General features: G+C 52.1%; 12 protein-coding genes. 11 read left to right on the forward strand and 1 reads right to left on the reverse strand.

The annotated features are described in order from the left end of the window. Window positions 1-111: 111 nt before the first annotated feature. From CWE01_RS04970 to CWE01_RS04985, 4 genes are read left to right on the forward strand one after another with little or no spacing between them, the layout of a single operon-like run. Window positions 112-1,308 (forward strand): colicin E3/pyocin S6 family cytotoxin, encoded by a 1,197-nt coding sequence (locus CWE01_RS04970; RefSeq protein ID WP_256579306.1) that lies wholly within the window; start codon window positions 112-114, stop codon window positions 1,306-1,308. An 8-nt stretch (window positions 1,309-1,316) separates the two neighbouring features. Further along, window positions 1,317-1,559 carry a pyocin S6 family toxin immunity protein gene (locus CWE01_RS04975; protein ID WP_100939421.1) on the forward strand — a complete coding sequence of 81 codons (243 nt, stop codon included), beginning with the start codon at window positions 1,317-1,319 and terminating at the stop codon, window positions 1,557-1,559. Window positions 1,560-1,591: 32 nt separating this feature from the next. Then, window positions 1,592-1,903, forward strand: a complete 312-nt coding sequence (locus CWE01_RS04980) for a pyocin S6 family toxin immunity protein (RefSeq protein ID WP_256579307.1) — start codon at window positions 1,592-1,594, stop codon at window positions 1,901-1,903. Beyond that, on the forward strand, window positions 1,866-1,961 hold the full coding sequence (locus CWE01_RS04985; RefSeq protein ID WP_100939422.1) for a colicin E3/pyocin S6 family cytotoxin: 96 nt from the start codon (window positions 1,866-1,868) through the stop codon (window positions 1,959-1,961). Before CWE01_RS04980 ends, CWE01_RS04985 begins: the two co-directional genes overlap by 38 nt. Before the next feature lie 92 nt (window positions 1,962-2,053). Here CWE01_RS04985 and CWE01_RS04990 read toward each other — a convergent pair whose 3' ends face one another. Then, the gene (locus tag CWE01_RS04990; protein WP_100939423.1) at window positions 2,054-2,968 is read right to left on the reverse strand and encodes an NmrA/HSCARG family protein; all 915 of its coding nucleotides are present in this window, start codon (window positions 2,966-2,968) and stop codon (window positions 2,054-2,056) included. 100 nt (window positions 2,969-3,068) lie between these two features. Here CWE01_RS04990 and CWE01_RS04995 point away from each other — a divergent pair, with 100 nt between their 5' ends. The 7 genes from CWE01_RS04995 (at window position 3,069) to CWE01_RS33665 (ending at window position 15,515) form a co-directional block, all read left to right on the forward strand. Further along, a complete protein-coding gene (locus CWE01_RS04995) occupies window positions 3,069-3,494 on the forward strand; it encodes a helix-turn-helix domain-containing protein (RefSeq protein WP_100939424.1) in 426 nt (141 codons plus the stop codon). Between the two features lie 147 nt (window positions 3,495-3,641). After that, window positions 3,642-3,938, forward strand: coding sequence for a nitrilase-related carbon-nitrogen hydrolase (locus CWE01_RS05000; protein WP_256579317.1), 297 nt, complete (start codon window positions 3,642-3,644; stop codon window positions 3,936-3,938). Between the two features lie 111 nt (window positions 3,939-4,049). Beyond that, entirely contained in the window at window positions 4,050-5,513 is a 1,464-nt protein-coding gene (locus tag CWE01_RS05005) for a TolC family outer membrane protein (RefSeq protein ID WP_100939426.1), read from the forward strand. Between the two features lie 169 nt (window positions 5,514-5,682). Next, window positions 5,683-7,827: a type I secretion system permease/ATPase gene (locus tag CWE01_RS05010; RefSeq protein ID WP_100939427.1), complete on the forward strand. Its 2,145-nt coding sequence runs from the start codon at window positions 5,683-5,685 to the stop codon at window positions 7,825-7,827. A gap of 6 nt (window positions 7,828-7,833) precedes the next feature. Next, window positions 7,834-9,258, forward strand: coding sequence for an HlyD family type I secretion periplasmic adaptor subunit (locus CWE01_RS05015; protein ID WP_100939428.1), 1,425 nt, complete (start codon window positions 7,834-7,836; stop codon window positions 9,256-9,258). Window positions 9,259-9,305: 47 nt separating this feature from the next. Further along, entirely contained in the window at window positions 9,306-9,776 is a 471-nt protein-coding gene (locus CWE01_RS05020; RefSeq protein WP_100939429.1) for a hypothetical protein, read from the forward strand. 9 nt (window positions 9,777-9,785) lie between these two features. Further along, window positions 9,786-15,515: a calcium-binding protein gene (locus tag CWE01_RS33665; RefSeq protein ID WP_100939430.1), complete on the forward strand. Its 5,730-nt coding sequence runs from the start codon at window positions 9,786-9,788 to the stop codon at window positions 15,513-15,515. The last annotated feature ends 51 nt before the right edge of the window (window positions 15,516-15,566 follow it).

A 15,566-nucleotide genomic window follows, 5' to 3' on the forward strand; every position in this document is an offset into this window, starting at 1 on the left:
CAATCTGTAAACACTGAAGGGCATTTTGTAAACACTCTTCAGGGGCTTTATCACCGTGAAAACCTCCCGCATGTTCCTTCGTACTGCAAACCAGTACGAAGGAACATGGGTTTGAAATGGAGCAACGATTTTTTCGGCCGCGACAAAAAAGATTGCCTCTTCTGTCGGCCCGGCCAGCCATGCTCCTGGTGTAAGGAGCCTGACTGGCGGACAGAAGGCTGGGGTTGCTTCGGTGGCGTCCAACAGAACGACCCCGCCCCGACGCCTCCGGAAATCCCTCTGCAAAAAGAGTCCTGGCCTCTACCGAAACCGTCACAAGGCGCAATCTTTGCCAAGTCCTGTGAGCCTGCAAACTGGTGCTGTACAGAGGCGGGCACGGTCACCGAGCCGGCCTCCCATTTCGGCAAGGTCATGGTGTCGAAGACCAAGGTGATTCCCGCGGGAGCTGCCGCACTTGGCGCCACGCTGGGAGCCGATGCGGCGCTGGGTCGAATCGCCGGAGGCGGTATCGTCCAAGAGGGCTTTCGCTGGATGTTGCGCAGCGCCATGGTCGCCGGTGGTGGTGCCACGGTCTTTATCGCCGGGATGCTCCCCGCTCGCATGGGGGACGGCACCCTGTACAGCGACGACGAACTGCGCCAGATGTCGGCGGCGGCTTCCCGTGTGCGCTTCCAGTTTCGTCATGATGCCGAGGGGGTGTTGCAGCTCTACGGTATTCACACCGGGGCTTCTGGGGACGACAGCGTTCGCATTGTCAAAGCCCAATGGCGGGCCGATGGCCGCACGCTGGAAGCCCATCTGGGTGATGGCATCACTCTGCTCTGGACGCCCAACGGTGGCCCGCTACTCACCCCCGAACTGACTTTCCCGGAACATACGGATGCGCCGATGGACAGCATCCTTGTGCATCCCATTGAGGAAGGGGTGGATTCACAGATTGACGGTTATCCCGTTGCTGACGACATTACCTTGGGCGACCGGATCATTACGTTCCCGATCAACTCCGGGTTGAAGTCGATTTATGTGGTGTATTCGAATCCGTTTGGGGGGGATCATTCTTATCATCAAGCGCCTAAGGGGTTGCTGGCTTTCCCTGATGCTACGAGGGTCAGAGTAAAAAGTGGCGTTCAGGGGGGAGGCAAAAAACGTACTCGCTGGAAAGATCGTAAGGGACGTATTTACGAGTGGGATAGCCAGCACGGGGCGGTCGAAATGTATGACAGGCAGGGTAATCATCTTGGGGAGTACAACCCAGAGACAGGTGAACAAACGAAACCGGCCAAGCCTGGTCGGAAAATAGAAAAGTAGGGGGTTTTATGCATCTATATATAACTGGTTTCTTGTCGGAAGATCATGAAGATGATTCGTTGAAATATGATCTCGATGTCGCCCCCGAGTTTGAACAGGCAGTCATGGATGTGTTGGGCTGGAAAAGCTTAGCGGAGGAAAGTGATGGGGAACTACCGCTTACCCATCATCAGATTTTGCAGATTGCTTCTGTTATCAAAGAGCCGCTACCCAGCGATTTGGACCTATTTATTGGAGTGGTGAGAGATTAGGCTCCCCACACCGAAGTCGGAGAAAGGTCGTCATGTACCTATGTGTCAGTGGGTTTTTACCTGAAAGCACCTATGATGATTCGCTCAAATTTGAGCTTGATTTGGACAGCTGTTTTAACGAACAAGTCGTGCAGCTTCTCGGCCATAAAAACCTGAATGAAATGTCTGCAGCAGAATGGTTGCTGGATAAGGAGCAGCTAGCGAAAATATCTGAGCTTATCGGGCAGGCACTGCCAACAAATTTAAAGATGTTCATTGGTGTGCTGGCTTGGGGGAACGCTGATTTTTTAAAGGCGGACGGTCGAAATGTACGACAGGCAGGGAAAACATCTGGGCGAGTTTGATCTTGCTACAGGTGGGCAAACCAAAGTAGCCAAACCTGGCCGAAAAGTAGAGAAGTAGGAGAGTTTATGTACCTCTCGCAGGAGTAGGCCTTAACCGTAAGCGTCCGCCTAAGTCACCTTGTATGACTTAGGCCGCCATTGATCAGCCAATCAAGTGTTGTAGGCCCACGTGCCAGATTTCCCGAGCGCTGCCTCGAAGGCCGGGCGACCAGTTTTGGCAAGCCAGTCGCCGAAGCGTTGCAGGTCGGGAATGATCTTCCAACAACTGTCCAGATCGGCCTTGCCTTCGAGGGTTCCGTCGTCCATCAGCTCGGCGAGCTTTCTCAGGAAGGGGTTTTGCTCCAGGACCTCCTCGGAAAAACGTGCATAGCTGATCGGAAAGCCCGCCCTCTGTGTAAACGTGGCTTCCAGGTCTTTACCCGTTACCGTATCGCTCGCGATGTCGAGCGTCTTTCCACTGAATTGCAGCTTATCCGCGAAGATTGCGGCCACGAACTTGCCGATGTCTTCCACTGCAACGAGTTGCATTGCCTGATCAGGCTTCATGAAGAAGTTGAAGCGACCTTCGTCCAGTCCAAAGCCAGGCATTACCAGCATTTCCATGAAGCACGCCGGTCGAATAATGGTCGCTGTGATCGGCAGTGTGCGGATATGTGCTTCGATATGAGCCTTGCTATCGAAATGGCCCATGCCCGTTGGCTTTTCGCCTACGGCTCCCCCCGAACTATAAACAAAATGGTCGATGCCGTTTTCAACGGCCAGATCAGCGACAACACGGCCAAAACGGGTCTCGTCCTCGTCGCTCACAGTCCCACCCGGTGAACTGGGCTGAACGCTGAAGACACCGTGCATGCCCTGCATCGCCCTTCGGATCGACTCCCTATCATTGAAGTCGCCTTGAATCAGCTCAACGCCGGATGCTTGAAGCGACTCAGCCTTCGAGGAAGCAGGATCGCGGACAAGTGCGCGAACCCGCCAACCGTCCTTGAGAAGCGCGCAGGCGACTGACCCTCCTTGCTGACCCGTTGCCCCGAAAACCAGGATTGAACCTTTAGTGCCTGACATGAAATGACCCTCGTGAACATCCAAGGGTTACCAATATATACTGATGAAAAGGCACCACAAGACGGCACATTTTTCACCCTCAAGCACACGGATGATACTCATGGAAAAGCTAATAAATGGCCGCCCTTATCAGGAAACTGAACAAGGCCCGCGTTTCAAGCCGTGTGCTCCCAACGGTGTGCTGGCGAGGCTCGGTGACAAGTGGACGATTCTTGTCCTGTCACATTTGGCGGTGGCGCCCGGTTACCGGCTTCGTTTCTCAGCTCTCAAGAGCGGGATCGTGGGAATCACACAGCGCATGCTGACGCTAACCGTTCGTAACCTTGAGCGCGATGGACTTTTGGTGCGGCATTACTTTCCAGAAGTGCCTCCACGCGTTGAGTATGAGTTGACGGAGATGGGGGCGAGCATGCTTCCTGCTCTGGAGGGTTTTACCTCATGGATCAGGGAGAATTGGCCCAATATAGAGGGCTGCCGTCAGGCTTATGATACGAAGCACGAGCTCAACCGAGAACCTGGCGAATGACACCCGATCTGTTGAGGGAGCCGCCACATTCGCGACTAAACGAAGGGGTGGCGGCCGTACGCAGGTTCGTCGACCGGTGATCAGGAAACCCGGCGCACTGAAGTGTCTTGCGCACGACCACCATAAAAACGGATCGAGGCTGGGCATCTGGATGCCGTTTGTGCCGCCGCCGCCCAATACAACATTGCCGTCATGCTCGGTTGTATCGAACGGCCGGCGGATCGCGGCGGTTACAGCGTGTATTGCTCACGGGTGTATATCGGACCGGACGGTGTCATTGGTTCTGTGCATCGCAAGCTGATGCCAACCTATGAAGAACGCCTGACGTGGTCGCCAGGCGATGGGCACGGTCTGCGGGTTCATCCACTCGATGCCTTTACCGTCGGCGGCCTCAATTGCTTTGAAAACTGGATGGGCATTTCGGAAATGATGCTTCACCGCTGATGGTTTGATCCGATGATTCTTGACCTGCGACTGACTCTGGCATAGCTTCCCCGCCCGCTGTAACTGCCCCTCCATATCTCTCTCATCCGGGCTTCGCAAAAGGACTTGTTCATGAGCCGCACGTATTGCGTCGCCTTGCTGGCGTGGCTACTGCCTGCCAGCTTGCTGGCTTCGGAAACCTCCTCATTCACTTCGAATCGAGCTGACCTGCTGTCGGTTTATCGAGAGGCCGTGACGCACAACAGCGAACTGGCAGCGGCACGCGCTGGATTTGAAGCACAATCGGAAGCCGTTCCCCAGGCTTGGGCCAATCTGTTGCCGGCGATCAGCACCAGCGCAAATATCGAGTCGACTCGTCTGGATCGTGATTCACCACAGCTGACACGTGAGCGCAGCGGCACCACCTACCAAGCCAACCTGAAACAGCCCTTGTTTCATGTGGAATCGTGGTTCGGCTTGAAAGCAGCCCAGGCGAGCACCTCACAGGCCGCTGCCGAACTCTCGGCGACGGAGCAGGAACTGATCCTGAAAACAGCGGAAACCTACTTCGAAACGCTACGGGCGACCGACACCCACGCAGCGTCCGAAGCGGAGGAGGCCGCACTCAAGCAGCAGATGGACCAGGCACGTGGACGCCTGAAAGGGGGGATGTCGAGCATTACCGACGTCCTTGATGCCGAGGCCGCCTATGACAATGCTCAAGCCAACCGCGAACTCGCCGCACGCAAGGTCGATGACGCGTTTGAGCAACTGGTGCGCCTGACCAATCACGAATACGTGAGCATTGAAGGTGTACGGCACCAACTGCCGGTGCTTTCGCCTATTCCTGAGGACGCCAAGCTTTGGGTCGATACCGCGGTGAAGCAAAACCTCAAGCTTCAGGCGAGCAACCTGGCGGTTCAAGCTGCGGAAGAAACGCTCCACCAGCGACAAGCCGGGCATGCACCGACCGTGGATGCCGTGGCGTCGTACCGTAAGGGGGACAACGATAGTTTTGGCTACAGCAACCCGAGCGACATTGGTCGAAACGATTACGGGGGCAACGTCGCCCAGAGTTCTATCGCGGTTGAAGTGAGTATCCCGCTGTACAGCGGTGGCCGGGTCAGCTCCCAGGCACGGGAGGCTTACAAGAGACTGAGCCAGAGCGAGGAGCAGAGGGAAGGGCAACGCCGGGAGGTGGTGCTCAATACCCGTAACTTTTACCGTGCGGTGAACTCGGACATCGAGCAGATCCGAGCCCGTAAAAAGACCATTCTTTCCGCCCAGGGCTCATTGAAGGCGACCAAGGTGGGGGCAGATATCGGAATCCGTAACACCGTGGATGTGCTCAACGCTCAACGGCAGCTCTTCACCTCGGTGCGGGATTACAACAACGCTCGTTACGATTACATCCTCAATAACCTGCGGTTGAAGCAGTCGGCGGGCACCCTCAGCCCGTCGGATCTGCAAAGTCTTACCCAGTTCCTAAAACCGGACTACGACCCGCGTCGCGATTTTCTGCCTCCAGAACTGACCAGCATGGGGGGTGATCAGCAGCGTCCGCCTTCGGTCGATCGCGGTGTCAAAGGCCTATGAGATAAGCGTTTTCGCCAATTGTTTGTTTATGTGTCTGTTTGTATCAGCTTGTTACATATGATGTCGCATTGCCCTTTTTCTGTTGGGTCCAATCCGCCTATGATCAGCAACCCTGGGCCTCATGGCTTAAAAATCAGGTTTCAAAGCGATTCAGCAAGGATGCGGTTGTATGCACGGACAGGGCGAGGGGGCTGCTCAGCCTTCTGATACGCTTGATACGGGGTTGGCCTGTCTGGTCATGCTGGCACGCTTTCACAGCGTTGCCGCATCGGCAGAGCAATTGGCCCACGAATATGTGGCCCAAGGGCAGCAGTTCGGTAAGGCAGAGATACTGCTGGCCTCCCGTCAGCTTCAACTGAAATCCAAATCAGTTCGTAGCAAATTTGATCGTCTCCCGCAAACACCGTTGCCAGCGATTGCCTGTGCAGACGATGGCAGCTACTTCATCATTGCCCGGGTCGATCAGGACAAGATCCTGATTCACGACCCGCGGGCGCAGCGCCCTCAGGTTCTTACCGCTGACGAGTTGAAAGCTCGTTGGAGCGGCGAGTTGATCCTCATCCGATCGCAAACCTCCCAAGCGGGAGAGGTCTCCCGGTTCGATTTCACCTGGTTTATCCCAGCCATCGTGAAATACCGAAAGCTGCTGGGCGAGGTGATGCTCGTTTCCTTTGTCTTGCAGATTTTCTCCTTGCTCACCCCCCTGTTTTTCCAGGTGGTGATGGACAAGGTGCTGGTTCATCACGGACTCACGACGCTCGATGTTGTGGCTGTCGGTCTCTTGGGGATCATGCTGTTCGAGTCGACGTTGAGTGGCTTGCGCAGCTACGTTTTTGCTCATACTGCGAGCCGGATCGATGTCGAACTGGGCTCACGACTGTTCCGTCACCTGATCACCTTGCCCCTGGCCTACTTTCAGGCGCGTCGGGTGGGAGACTCGGTCGCCCGGGTTCGTGAGCTGGAAAATATTCGCAGCTTTCTGACTGGCAACGCCATCACCCTGTTGCTCGACGTATTGTTCTCCGTGGTCTTTATTGCCGTGATGTTCTTTTACAGCGGCTGGTTGACCTTGATCGTGTTGGTCTCGCTGCCGCTTTACGTGATTGTGTCGGTGTTTATCACGCCGCTGCTCAGGGCCAGGCTGAATGAGAGCTTTGCGCGCGGTGCCGAGAACCAGGCATTCCTGGTCGAAACGATCAATGGCATCGACACGTTGAAATCGATGGCTGTTGAGCCTCAGATCACCCGCAAATGGGACAACCAGTTGGCCGCCTATGTGGCCGCTGGATTCAAAACCCAAACCCTGTCGACGATCGCCAATGAAAGTGTCTCGCTGATTGGCAAACTGGTCACGGTGGCGACCCTCTGGCTGGGCGCGCGGCTGGTGATCGACGGGCAATTGTCCGTAGGCCAGTTGGTCGCGTTCAATATGCTCGCCGGGCGTGTCGCACAACCGATCATGCGCTTGGCTCAGCTGTGGACCAACTTCCAGCAAACCGGTGTTTCGGTGCAGCGCCTGGGCGACATCCTCAATAGCCGAACCGAACTGTCCCAGGCGACGCGCAGTGCGTTGCCCACGCTCAAGGGACGCGTGGAGTTCGATCAGGTTCAGTTCCGCTATCGCCCAGATGGTTCCGAAGTGCTGCGAGGCGTCAGCCTGGTGATCGAGGCCGGGGAGGTGATTGGTGTCGTCGGTCGTTCGGGATCCGGCAAGAGTACCTTGACCCGTCTGCTCCAGCGCCTCTACGTACCTGAGCGCGGACGGGTGCTGGTCGATGGCATGGACCTGGCGCTGGCCGATGTTTCCTCGTTACGTCGCCAGATCGGTGTTGTTTTGCAAGACAACATGCTGTTCGCCCGCAGCATCCGCGAAAACATCGTACTGACCGATCCTGGGGCCCCTCTGGAGGCTGTCATGCAGGCGGCGAAGATGGCCGGTGCCCACGAGTTCATTCTTGAACTGCCTGAAGGCTACGACACGGTAGTCGGGGAGCATGGGGCTTCGCTGTCCGGCGGCCAGCGTCAGCGCGTGGCCATCGCCCGAGCCCTGATCGGCAATCCCCGAATCCTGATTTTCGACGAAGCGACCAGTGCGCTGGACTATGAGTCGGAACGGATCATTCAGCAAAACATGCAGGCGATCTGCAAGGGCCGGACAGTGATCATCATTGCTCACCGGTTGTCCGCCGTGCGCGATGCGAACCGGATCATCGTGATGGACCGTGGTCAGATCGTCGAGCAGGGTACTCACGCTGAACTGCTGGCCCACCAGGCCGGCCATTACTCGCGACTGCACCGCTTACAACAAGGATAAGTTGTCATGAGCCAACCTTCGGCAGGTCGAGAGCTGTTTCGACGTTATCGCCATGTCTGGAAGCAGGCGTGGGGGCAGCGCAAGTTGTTGGACGCACCCGCGCGCCTTTCCCATGAGGTGCAGTTTTTACCGGCTGCATTGGCCTTGCAGGACCAACCGGTTCACCCCGCACCACGTTACATACAGTGGACCATCATGTTGTTCGCCGTGTTGGCGTTGCTCTGGGCCATCCTCGGGGAAATCGATGTGGTGGCGACGGCCACCGGCAAGGTTGTTGCCAGTGGTAAGAGTAAAACCATCCAGCCCAGTGAGGTGGCGGTGGTCAAATCGATTCGAGTCCACGATGGACAACTGGTCAAGGCGGGCGATGTCCTGGTGGAACTGGACACCAGCATGACCGGTGCAGACATCAAGCGTTTGAAGAGCGATCTGCTGGCCGCTGAGGTTGACAGCGCGCGGGCAACGGCCTTGATTGAATCCATTCGGACGGGCAAAGAGCCCGGTTCTTTGGCTGGGCACATCCCTCAAGCGGCTCCCGAGCAGGAGATGGCGGCGCAGCGCTGGTTGCAAGGCCAGTATCAGGAACTGCGCAGTTCCCTGGAGCAAATCGATGCCGAAGTTGAACAACGCTCTGCCGAGATTCAGTCCACCAGGGCAACGCTGGCGTCCTTGCAGAAAACACTCCCTATCGCTCGCCGCCTGGCCGAGGACTATCAGCAGTTACTTGAGCAGCAGTACGTCCCTCGCCATGCCTATCTTGAAAAGCAACAGGCGCTGTTGGACCAGGAGCGGGATATGGCCGTGCAGCAGTCCCGATTGGCTGAAGTCAGTGCTTCGAAAAAAGAGGCCGAGCGCAGAAGGCAAGTCCTGCTCGCCCAAACCCGCCGAACGATGCTGGACCTACAGCAACAGTCTGAGCAGAAAGCAGCCTCGCTGGTGCAGGAACTGAGTAAGGCGGAGCAGCGTGATCACCTGATGAGTTTGACGGCACCCGTGGATGGGACGGTTCAGCAACTGGATGTGCATACCGTCGGTGGGGTGGTCACTGCAGCACAACCCTTGATGGTCATCGCGCCGAGTGATCAGCCGGTTGAGGTCGAGGCGATGTTTGAGAACAAGGACATTGGCTTCATTCGGCCGGGACAGCCTGTCACAGTAAAAATTGAGACTTTCACCTTTACTAAGTACGGCACCGTTGAGGGTGAGGTTGTTACAGTTTCGGATGATGCGATTGAGGATGAAAAACGCGGGTCTATTTATAGCGCAAGGATTCGGTTGCTCAAAGATGCAGTCGCTGTCCATGGTCAAAACGTTTCACTTTCTCCAGGTATGTCAGTGACGGCCGAGGTGAAAACGGATCGGCGTAGAGTGATTGAGTATTTTCTTAGTCCATTGCAGCAACATGTTGGTGAAAGTTTAAGGGAACGTTGACGGGCAGTAGCGATTGCATTGATGACGTTAAAATAATTGAGGTGGATATGACATTTATCACGTTTTTTCTGGGGATGATTTTGTTTCTGCCGTATTACTGCTTTGGTATTGAGGAGCGGTTAAAGGCGGAAAAAAAGTTCAGTCCATTCAGCTTCTTTAGAAATATGAAAGGTCGTGGCGGTAAAGGTGGGATTCTTCCTGCCTTCGGAGCTGCGCTCTGCTGTTTAAGTATGATTTTCTATTTCTATTCCTATTCTGAGGGGGCGCTCAGTGTGGGCGATCAATTGAGATGTGTGTTGGTGGCGTTGTTAGGGGGGGCAGGCTTTTTTTATGGTTATACCAAAGAGCTGCTCCTCAAAAGAGAGGTCGAAGGGGATGAGGAAGGAGTAGGGGGTGTTTTATCTTCACTTTCTCGAAAGGAAGTAGGTCGTTCTTTTTTTAAAGCATTTAGAGATGTTGTTTTTATTATACTGTTTTTTGCTTTTTTGTTTTTTTTGAAAAACACATTTTTTGTTTGAGAGGGCGAAATGAATACTAAATTTCTCAATACGGTCCTTGATGTCTGGTCAAAGGGTAAGTCTGTTAAGGATCTGGCTAGTTCGACTGGCGTATATGACGCCATAACAAACACATATGGTGTCGTTGCGGCATTTTTTGGTAAAAGCCCGGGTGCCCAATTAGGGAACTTGATGTGGCAAGGCGGCACTGTAATTAAAGCTGAAAGTGAAGGGAAATTATCGAGCAAAGAAATACTTGGTACCACAGCAGCTGTTGTCGGTACGATAGCCGCAGTGGGACTGCTGGTTGGTGCCTCGCCTCTTGTCGCCATCGCGAGCGCCGTTATTGGTGTCGGGCTTTCAAGTGATTGGTTGGCAGCTGAGTTGAAAAAAACTGCTGATTGGTATTCCGATCCCGAGAATTTATCTCGGGTCAAGGGTGAGCTGCTTGAGCAGTTCCCAGGTCTGGATATAGATAAAATATTGGATACCCTTGCGTTTTCTGGGGCGGATGTTGATGCGGCCATTGAGGATGCTTTCAATGGAGCCTATCACTGGTTGTCTGAAGAAATTTCATCCGTTTTCTCTTCGAGTGCTAGTGATCTAGGCGGGGGCGGAAAAATAGATAAAAGTGTTAATGAGTCTTTTCTTGAGGCCAGTAATTTTGTATTTAGAGTTGATCCCCTGACGCTGGATTTGGATGGGGATGGTATCGAAACGGTGTCCTCAAACGCCGGTATCACCTTCGATTTTGATGGTGACGGAGTTAAAACAGGTACTGGATGGGTTAAAGGGGATGATGGTTTTTTGGTACTGGACCTTAATGGTAATGGCAAAGTTGACAGCGGCCGTGAGTTATTTGGTGTTGATACAATTAAGCGGGACGGGACAAAAGCTAGCAACGGTTTTGATGCACTTAAAGATTTGGATTCTAACGGGGATGGTGTATTTGATGCCCAAGATTCAAGATTTGGCGATGTACGTGTTTGGCAAGATAAAAATCAGGACGGAGTGTCTCAGGCGGACGAATTAAAAAGCCTAGCTGATTTGCACATTAAAAGTATAGGTTTGGTGTCGAATGGTTCGAGTCAAAATTCTGGTGATAATGTTGTAAGTGCTGTCGGTAGTTTTGTCTACGATGATGGTCACGCAGGCGCTGTCAACGGCAATCAAAGCTTGGCGGCGAACTTGGATCTTGCGTCCAACCCTTTTTATCGAGAATTTACAGATAAGGTAGAAATTGATGCCGAGGTTGCCCGATTACCCAATATGCGTGGATCAGGTGCGGCCCGTGATCTGCTTGAAGCTGCAAGTGGTAACTTACCTCTAGCTCTTGTTCTTCAGCAATATTCGCAGGCAAAAACGAGAGCTGACCAACAAGCGCTACTAGGAACACTTGTCGCAGAGTGGGCGGCAACGGCTAATTTTGATAAATTCCCGAAAAGAATAGACGCCGCTCTAGAGGGAGGGGAGCATGTCCGGTTTGAATATTCTTGGGAGACGCAAAGCAATGCAGGTGTATCTCCAACGAACGAACAACTGTCAAAAAAAGCGTTGTTAGAAAAGATTTCTATCCTGGAGATATTTAATGGGCAAGCTTTTTTAAACTTCACCCAGCAAAAAGTGCAAGGTGATGATGTTTTTATTTCTATAGGTGCAGGGGCGAGTAGTACTGTAGTTAAAGTGGGCCATTCAGGTGCTGGCAGTGGCTATGTGTTGACTGAGAAAGACCTAAGTGTTAGCGCACAGCAGGCCATTATTTTAACCAAAGCTTATGATCAGTTACTGAACTCTATTTACGAGTCGTTGCTGCTGAAAACTCGACTCAAGCCTTATGTTGATGCTATTTCTTTAAAGGTTACCTCCGAAGGGGTGGAGTATGATTATACCCATGTCTTGGAGAAGCTTTCGGCGGCACTTGAGGTTAATCAGGTAGAGGGTATCGTTGATGCTTTTGAACTGAGATCTGCTCTGGAGCCGATTTCCAAAGATCGTAGCTTTAATACGGTGCTTTCACAGTGGTTGTCTTCTTTTGAGTCGGGTGGAGCCAAGGGGCTAGTAAGTACTTTAAGTGGTGTCAGTGGGTTTTTCACAGGGACGACTGGGCAAGACTATATCGTTGGTACTGAACGCAGTGACTTGATTTATGGCGGGGCCGGGGATGATTATCTTGTTGGCGGGGATGGAGGGGATACCTACCTGTTTTATAAGGGGGATGGATTTGACACAATTGTCAATACTGATAAAGATGAAAAAGGGGCAAGCCCAGACAGGTTAGTGTTTGGTGGGGGTATAAAAAATTCAGAAGTCAGCGCAAAGCGGAGTGAGAGTGATTTAATATTGCGAATTGCCGGTGGAACTGATGGTGCAGTGATTAAAAATTATTTTAATGAGGGCGTGTTCGATAATTATAGTAGTGCAATTGACGAAATAGTGTTCCAGGACGGTACTCTGTGGACTATTGATACCATAAAGGAAATGGTTGTACGGCCAACCGATGGGGACGATATTTTATGGGGTTATCGTACTGATGATACATTGTTCGGCGGTCTAGGAGACGACACGATTTATGGCTTGGATGGAAATGATACACTTGATGGTGGGGCTGGAAATGATCGAATTTTTGGCGGTAAAGGCAATGATTTAATATTGGGTGGAGGCGGCGACGATATATTGGTTGGCGATGAAGGCGATGATGTTTTAGATGGGGGGGCAGGTAGGAACGTGCTCTCAGGCGAGGATGGTAATGACATATTGATATCTGCCGGTGATAGCGATCATTTGGCAGGCGGGGATGGAAACGATGTGTATGTTGTTGGTGACGGTCCGGGCAATACGACGATAGATAACTTTGATGTCGGTGCGGGGCGGCTCGATACATTGCGCTTAGGGCAGGGCTTCCTGGTAAGTAATACGATTTTTTCGAGGTCGGGATATGACCTGATTATTAGTGCTTATGGTATTCAACGCTCGGTAAGCGTATCTCAGTATTTCAAAAGCGATGAGTATAAACTTGACCTTATTGAGTTCTCCAGTGTGAGCGCATGGGATCAATCTGCTCTTGAAAAACGAATGACAATTGGCACTGATGGCGATGATGTTCTCTACTCCTTTCGAAACGGCGGGGTACTTGACGGCGGCGCAGGTAACGATGTCCTTTGGGCTTTTGAGGGTAACGACACGTTGCTCGGCGGTGACGGAGATGATCAGCTTTATGGCGGTGAAGGAGATGATCAGCTTTATGGCGGTTCAGGTAACGATATTCTTTATTCTGGAGCCGGCAATAATGTATTGGACGGGGGGAGCGGGAACGATATCTATGAAAGCGATAAGGCTGGATCAGATACTTACATTATGAGGTCGGGCGGCGGGCATGACCGAATTGCGAGCCTGCCAGAAAAAATAAATATTTTCCTTGATGGTGTGCGTGTTCAAGATATCAGCATTACTTTTGATTATAGGTATTTGATTGTTGGAATTCCTGGAGGCTCGACGCTTACCATTGATGGGCTTTTTTACGACACGATTGGTGCTCGCCAGGGCATCCAGTTCAGTGATAGCTTTTCTGGTTCTCTGAAATATGATGAGTTTGCTCTTAATTCAATGGTTCTTCAAGGCGGTTCTGGAGATGATCATCTTTACGGATTCGACCGTGATGATGTCATTCGTGGCGGCTCCGGAAATGACGTATTAGACGGCAGGGCTGGGGATGATGTTTTAGTCGGCGGGCAAGGTGACGATAGTTTAGTAGGGGGTATGGGTAACGATACTTATGTTTTCAGCAAGGGGGATGGTGCCGATACGATCAATGACAGTGATGTGGTTTCTGCTGTCAATACGATCAGATTTACGGATGTTAAAAGTGATGAGTTGATTATTTATACGCAAAATAACGTTGACCTTGTCTTTCGGGTTAAGGGCACTACAGATAAACTCGTGGTGACCGGATACTATGTGGCGGATGAGGTCCGTGGTGGTGTCATTTACAATAATAAAATTGACAGAGTCGAGTTTTCTGATGGCAAGGTGTGGGGTGCCTCAGATTTTGAGGAAATTAAAAATAATGCAGTAAACAATAGGCCCGTTGTCGTAGGGGCTGCTCCCATCTTGAGAGCATCGGTGGGTGAGTTTTTCAGCTATGTAGTTCCCGAGAATTTTGCGACGGATTCTGATAAGGGGGATAAGGTTTTTTATGACGTTACTGCTTACTTTGAACAAGACCGTCTTCCAGGGTGGTTGAAATTTGACCCGGTTACTCGGACTTTATCGGGGACCCCAACGGCTGCTGATATTGGGAAACCGCGGATGGTTCTTTGGGCCAAGGATAGTTATGAAGCAAAATCTGGTACGGTGCTGGATTTCACTGTAGGTAACCCCAACAGAGCTCCCGTTGTGCGTGCACCACAAGACGATCAGTTTTTTGTCGAAGGTCAGTCGTTTATATATTCATTGGCCTCTGTATTTTCTGACCCTGATAATGATGTTTTAAGCTATAGCGCAAAACTTTCAAATGGGGCAGTGCTGCCCGTCTGGTTGAAAATTAACTCTGCGACAGGTCAGTTTAGTGGCACTGTTCCTGTTGGCGCTGTAGCACCCTTGAATATCGTGGTTACTGCAAGTGATCCATTTGGAGGATCTGTTAGCAGTGCTTTTAATGTCGCTATACAAGTGCCAGGAAAAACGTTAAACGGGACCAGTGGTGCGGATAAATTGGTCGGCGGTGCGGGTGACGACACTCTGAATGGTAATGCTGGAAATGATACGTTAATCGGGAATGCGGGCAACGATCTGCTAAATGGTGGGGCTGGTAATGACACAATGACTGGCGGTACAGGCGATGATGTCTATATTGTCGACTCTGTCAGTGATGTGACGATCGAGCTACCTAACGAAGGGATTGATACCGTAGAGTCTAGTGTTACTTGGACGTTGTCCGCCAACGTTGAAAACCTTTATCTCACCGGTAAGGCGGCTATCAATGGCACAGGTAATGCTCTGGATAACACGATTGTAGGCAACAGTGCTGCGAATACTTTGACTGGTGGGGCGGGCAATGACTCTTTGGATGGGCGCGCCGGTGCAGATAGAATGGTTGGCGGTCTTGGAGATGATACTTACTATGTCGATAACGTTGGCGATGTGGTTGTAGAAAATGCTAATGAAGGGGTTGACAGTGTGGAGTCCTCGATTAGTTACACGTTAGGGAGCAATGTCGAGAATCTGACGCTGGCGGACGGTGCTGCGATTAATGGCACCGGTAACGTCCTTGATAATATAATGATCGGAAATTCATCATCCAATATCCTCACCGGTGGCGCTGGAAATGATCGTCTAGAGGGACGAGGCGGCGCTGATACGCTCATTGGTGGTACGGGTAATGACACATATGTAATGGCGCGTGGGTTTGGCCGAGATACGATTATTGACACGGATGCGACAGTCGGAAATCAGGATCAGGCGCTGTTTTCTTACAACATCACGAGTGATCAGCTTTGGTTTCGTCAGCTGAGCAGCACCAATGATCTTGAAGTCAGCGTGATGGGGACGACGGATGCATTCGTTGTAAAGGATTGGTTCTCGGGCAGTGCAAACCATGTAGAGAAGTTTGTGGCTTCTGATGGTAAGGTTCTCTTGGATTCTCAGGTTCAAAATCTTGTGAATGCGATGGCATCTTTCTCTCCGCCGACGTACTTTCAAACCACTCTCTCTGATAACGCATATGCTGGGTTGGCACCAGTATTGGCAGCCAGTTGGAAGTGATGGATTGATTGCCGGTTATACGCTGCGAGATTAGTTACGCTCGCAGCGGTT

This window comes from Pseudomonas sp. QS1027, from assembly GCF_002814235.1.
GTDB lineage: Bacteria > Pseudomonadota > Gammaproteobacteria > Pseudomonadales > Pseudomonadaceae > Aquipseudomonas.

Excerpts from the sequence above, each read along its gene's own strand:
- CWE01_RS04975 (WP_100939421.1), top strand. The coding sequence starts at position 1,317 with ATGCATCTATATATAACTGGTTTCTTGTCGGAAGATCATGAAGATGAT.
- CWE01_RS04980 (WP_256579307.1), top strand. The coding sequence starts at position 1,592 with ATGTACCTATGTGTCAGTGGGTTTTTACCTGAAAGCACCTATGATGAT.
- CWE01_RS04985 (WP_100939422.1), top strand. The coding sequence starts at position 1,866 with ATGTACGACAGGCAGGGAAAACATCTGGGCGAGTTTGATCTTGCTACA.
- CWE01_RS04990 (WP_100939423.1), bottom strand. The coding sequence starts at position 2,968 with ATGTCAGGCACTAAAGGTTCAATCCTGGTTTTCGGGGCAACGGGTCAG.
- CWE01_RS04995 (WP_100939424.1), top strand. The coding sequence starts at position 3,069 with ATGGAAAAGCTAATAAATGGCCGCCCTTATCAGGAAACTGAACAAGGC.
- CWE01_RS05005 (WP_100939426.1), top strand. The coding sequence starts at position 4,050 with ATGAGCCGCACGTATTGCGTCGCCTTGCTGGCGTGGCTACTGCCTGCC.
- CWE01_RS05010 (WP_100939427.1), top strand. The coding sequence starts at position 5,683 with ATGCACGGACAGGGCGAGGGGGCTGCTCAGCCTTCTGATACGCTTGAT.
- CWE01_RS05015 (WP_100939428.1), top strand. The coding sequence starts at position 7,834 with ATGAGCCAACCTTCGGCAGGTCGAGAGCTGTTTCGACGTTATCGCCAT.
- CWE01_RS05020 (WP_100939429.1), top strand. The coding sequence starts at position 9,306 with ATGACATTTATCACGTTTTTTCTGGGGATGATTTTGTTTCTGCCGTAT.
- CWE01_RS33665 (WP_100939430.1), top strand. The coding sequence starts at position 9,786 with ATGAATACTAAATTTCTCAATACGGTCCTTGATGTCTGGTCAAAGGGT.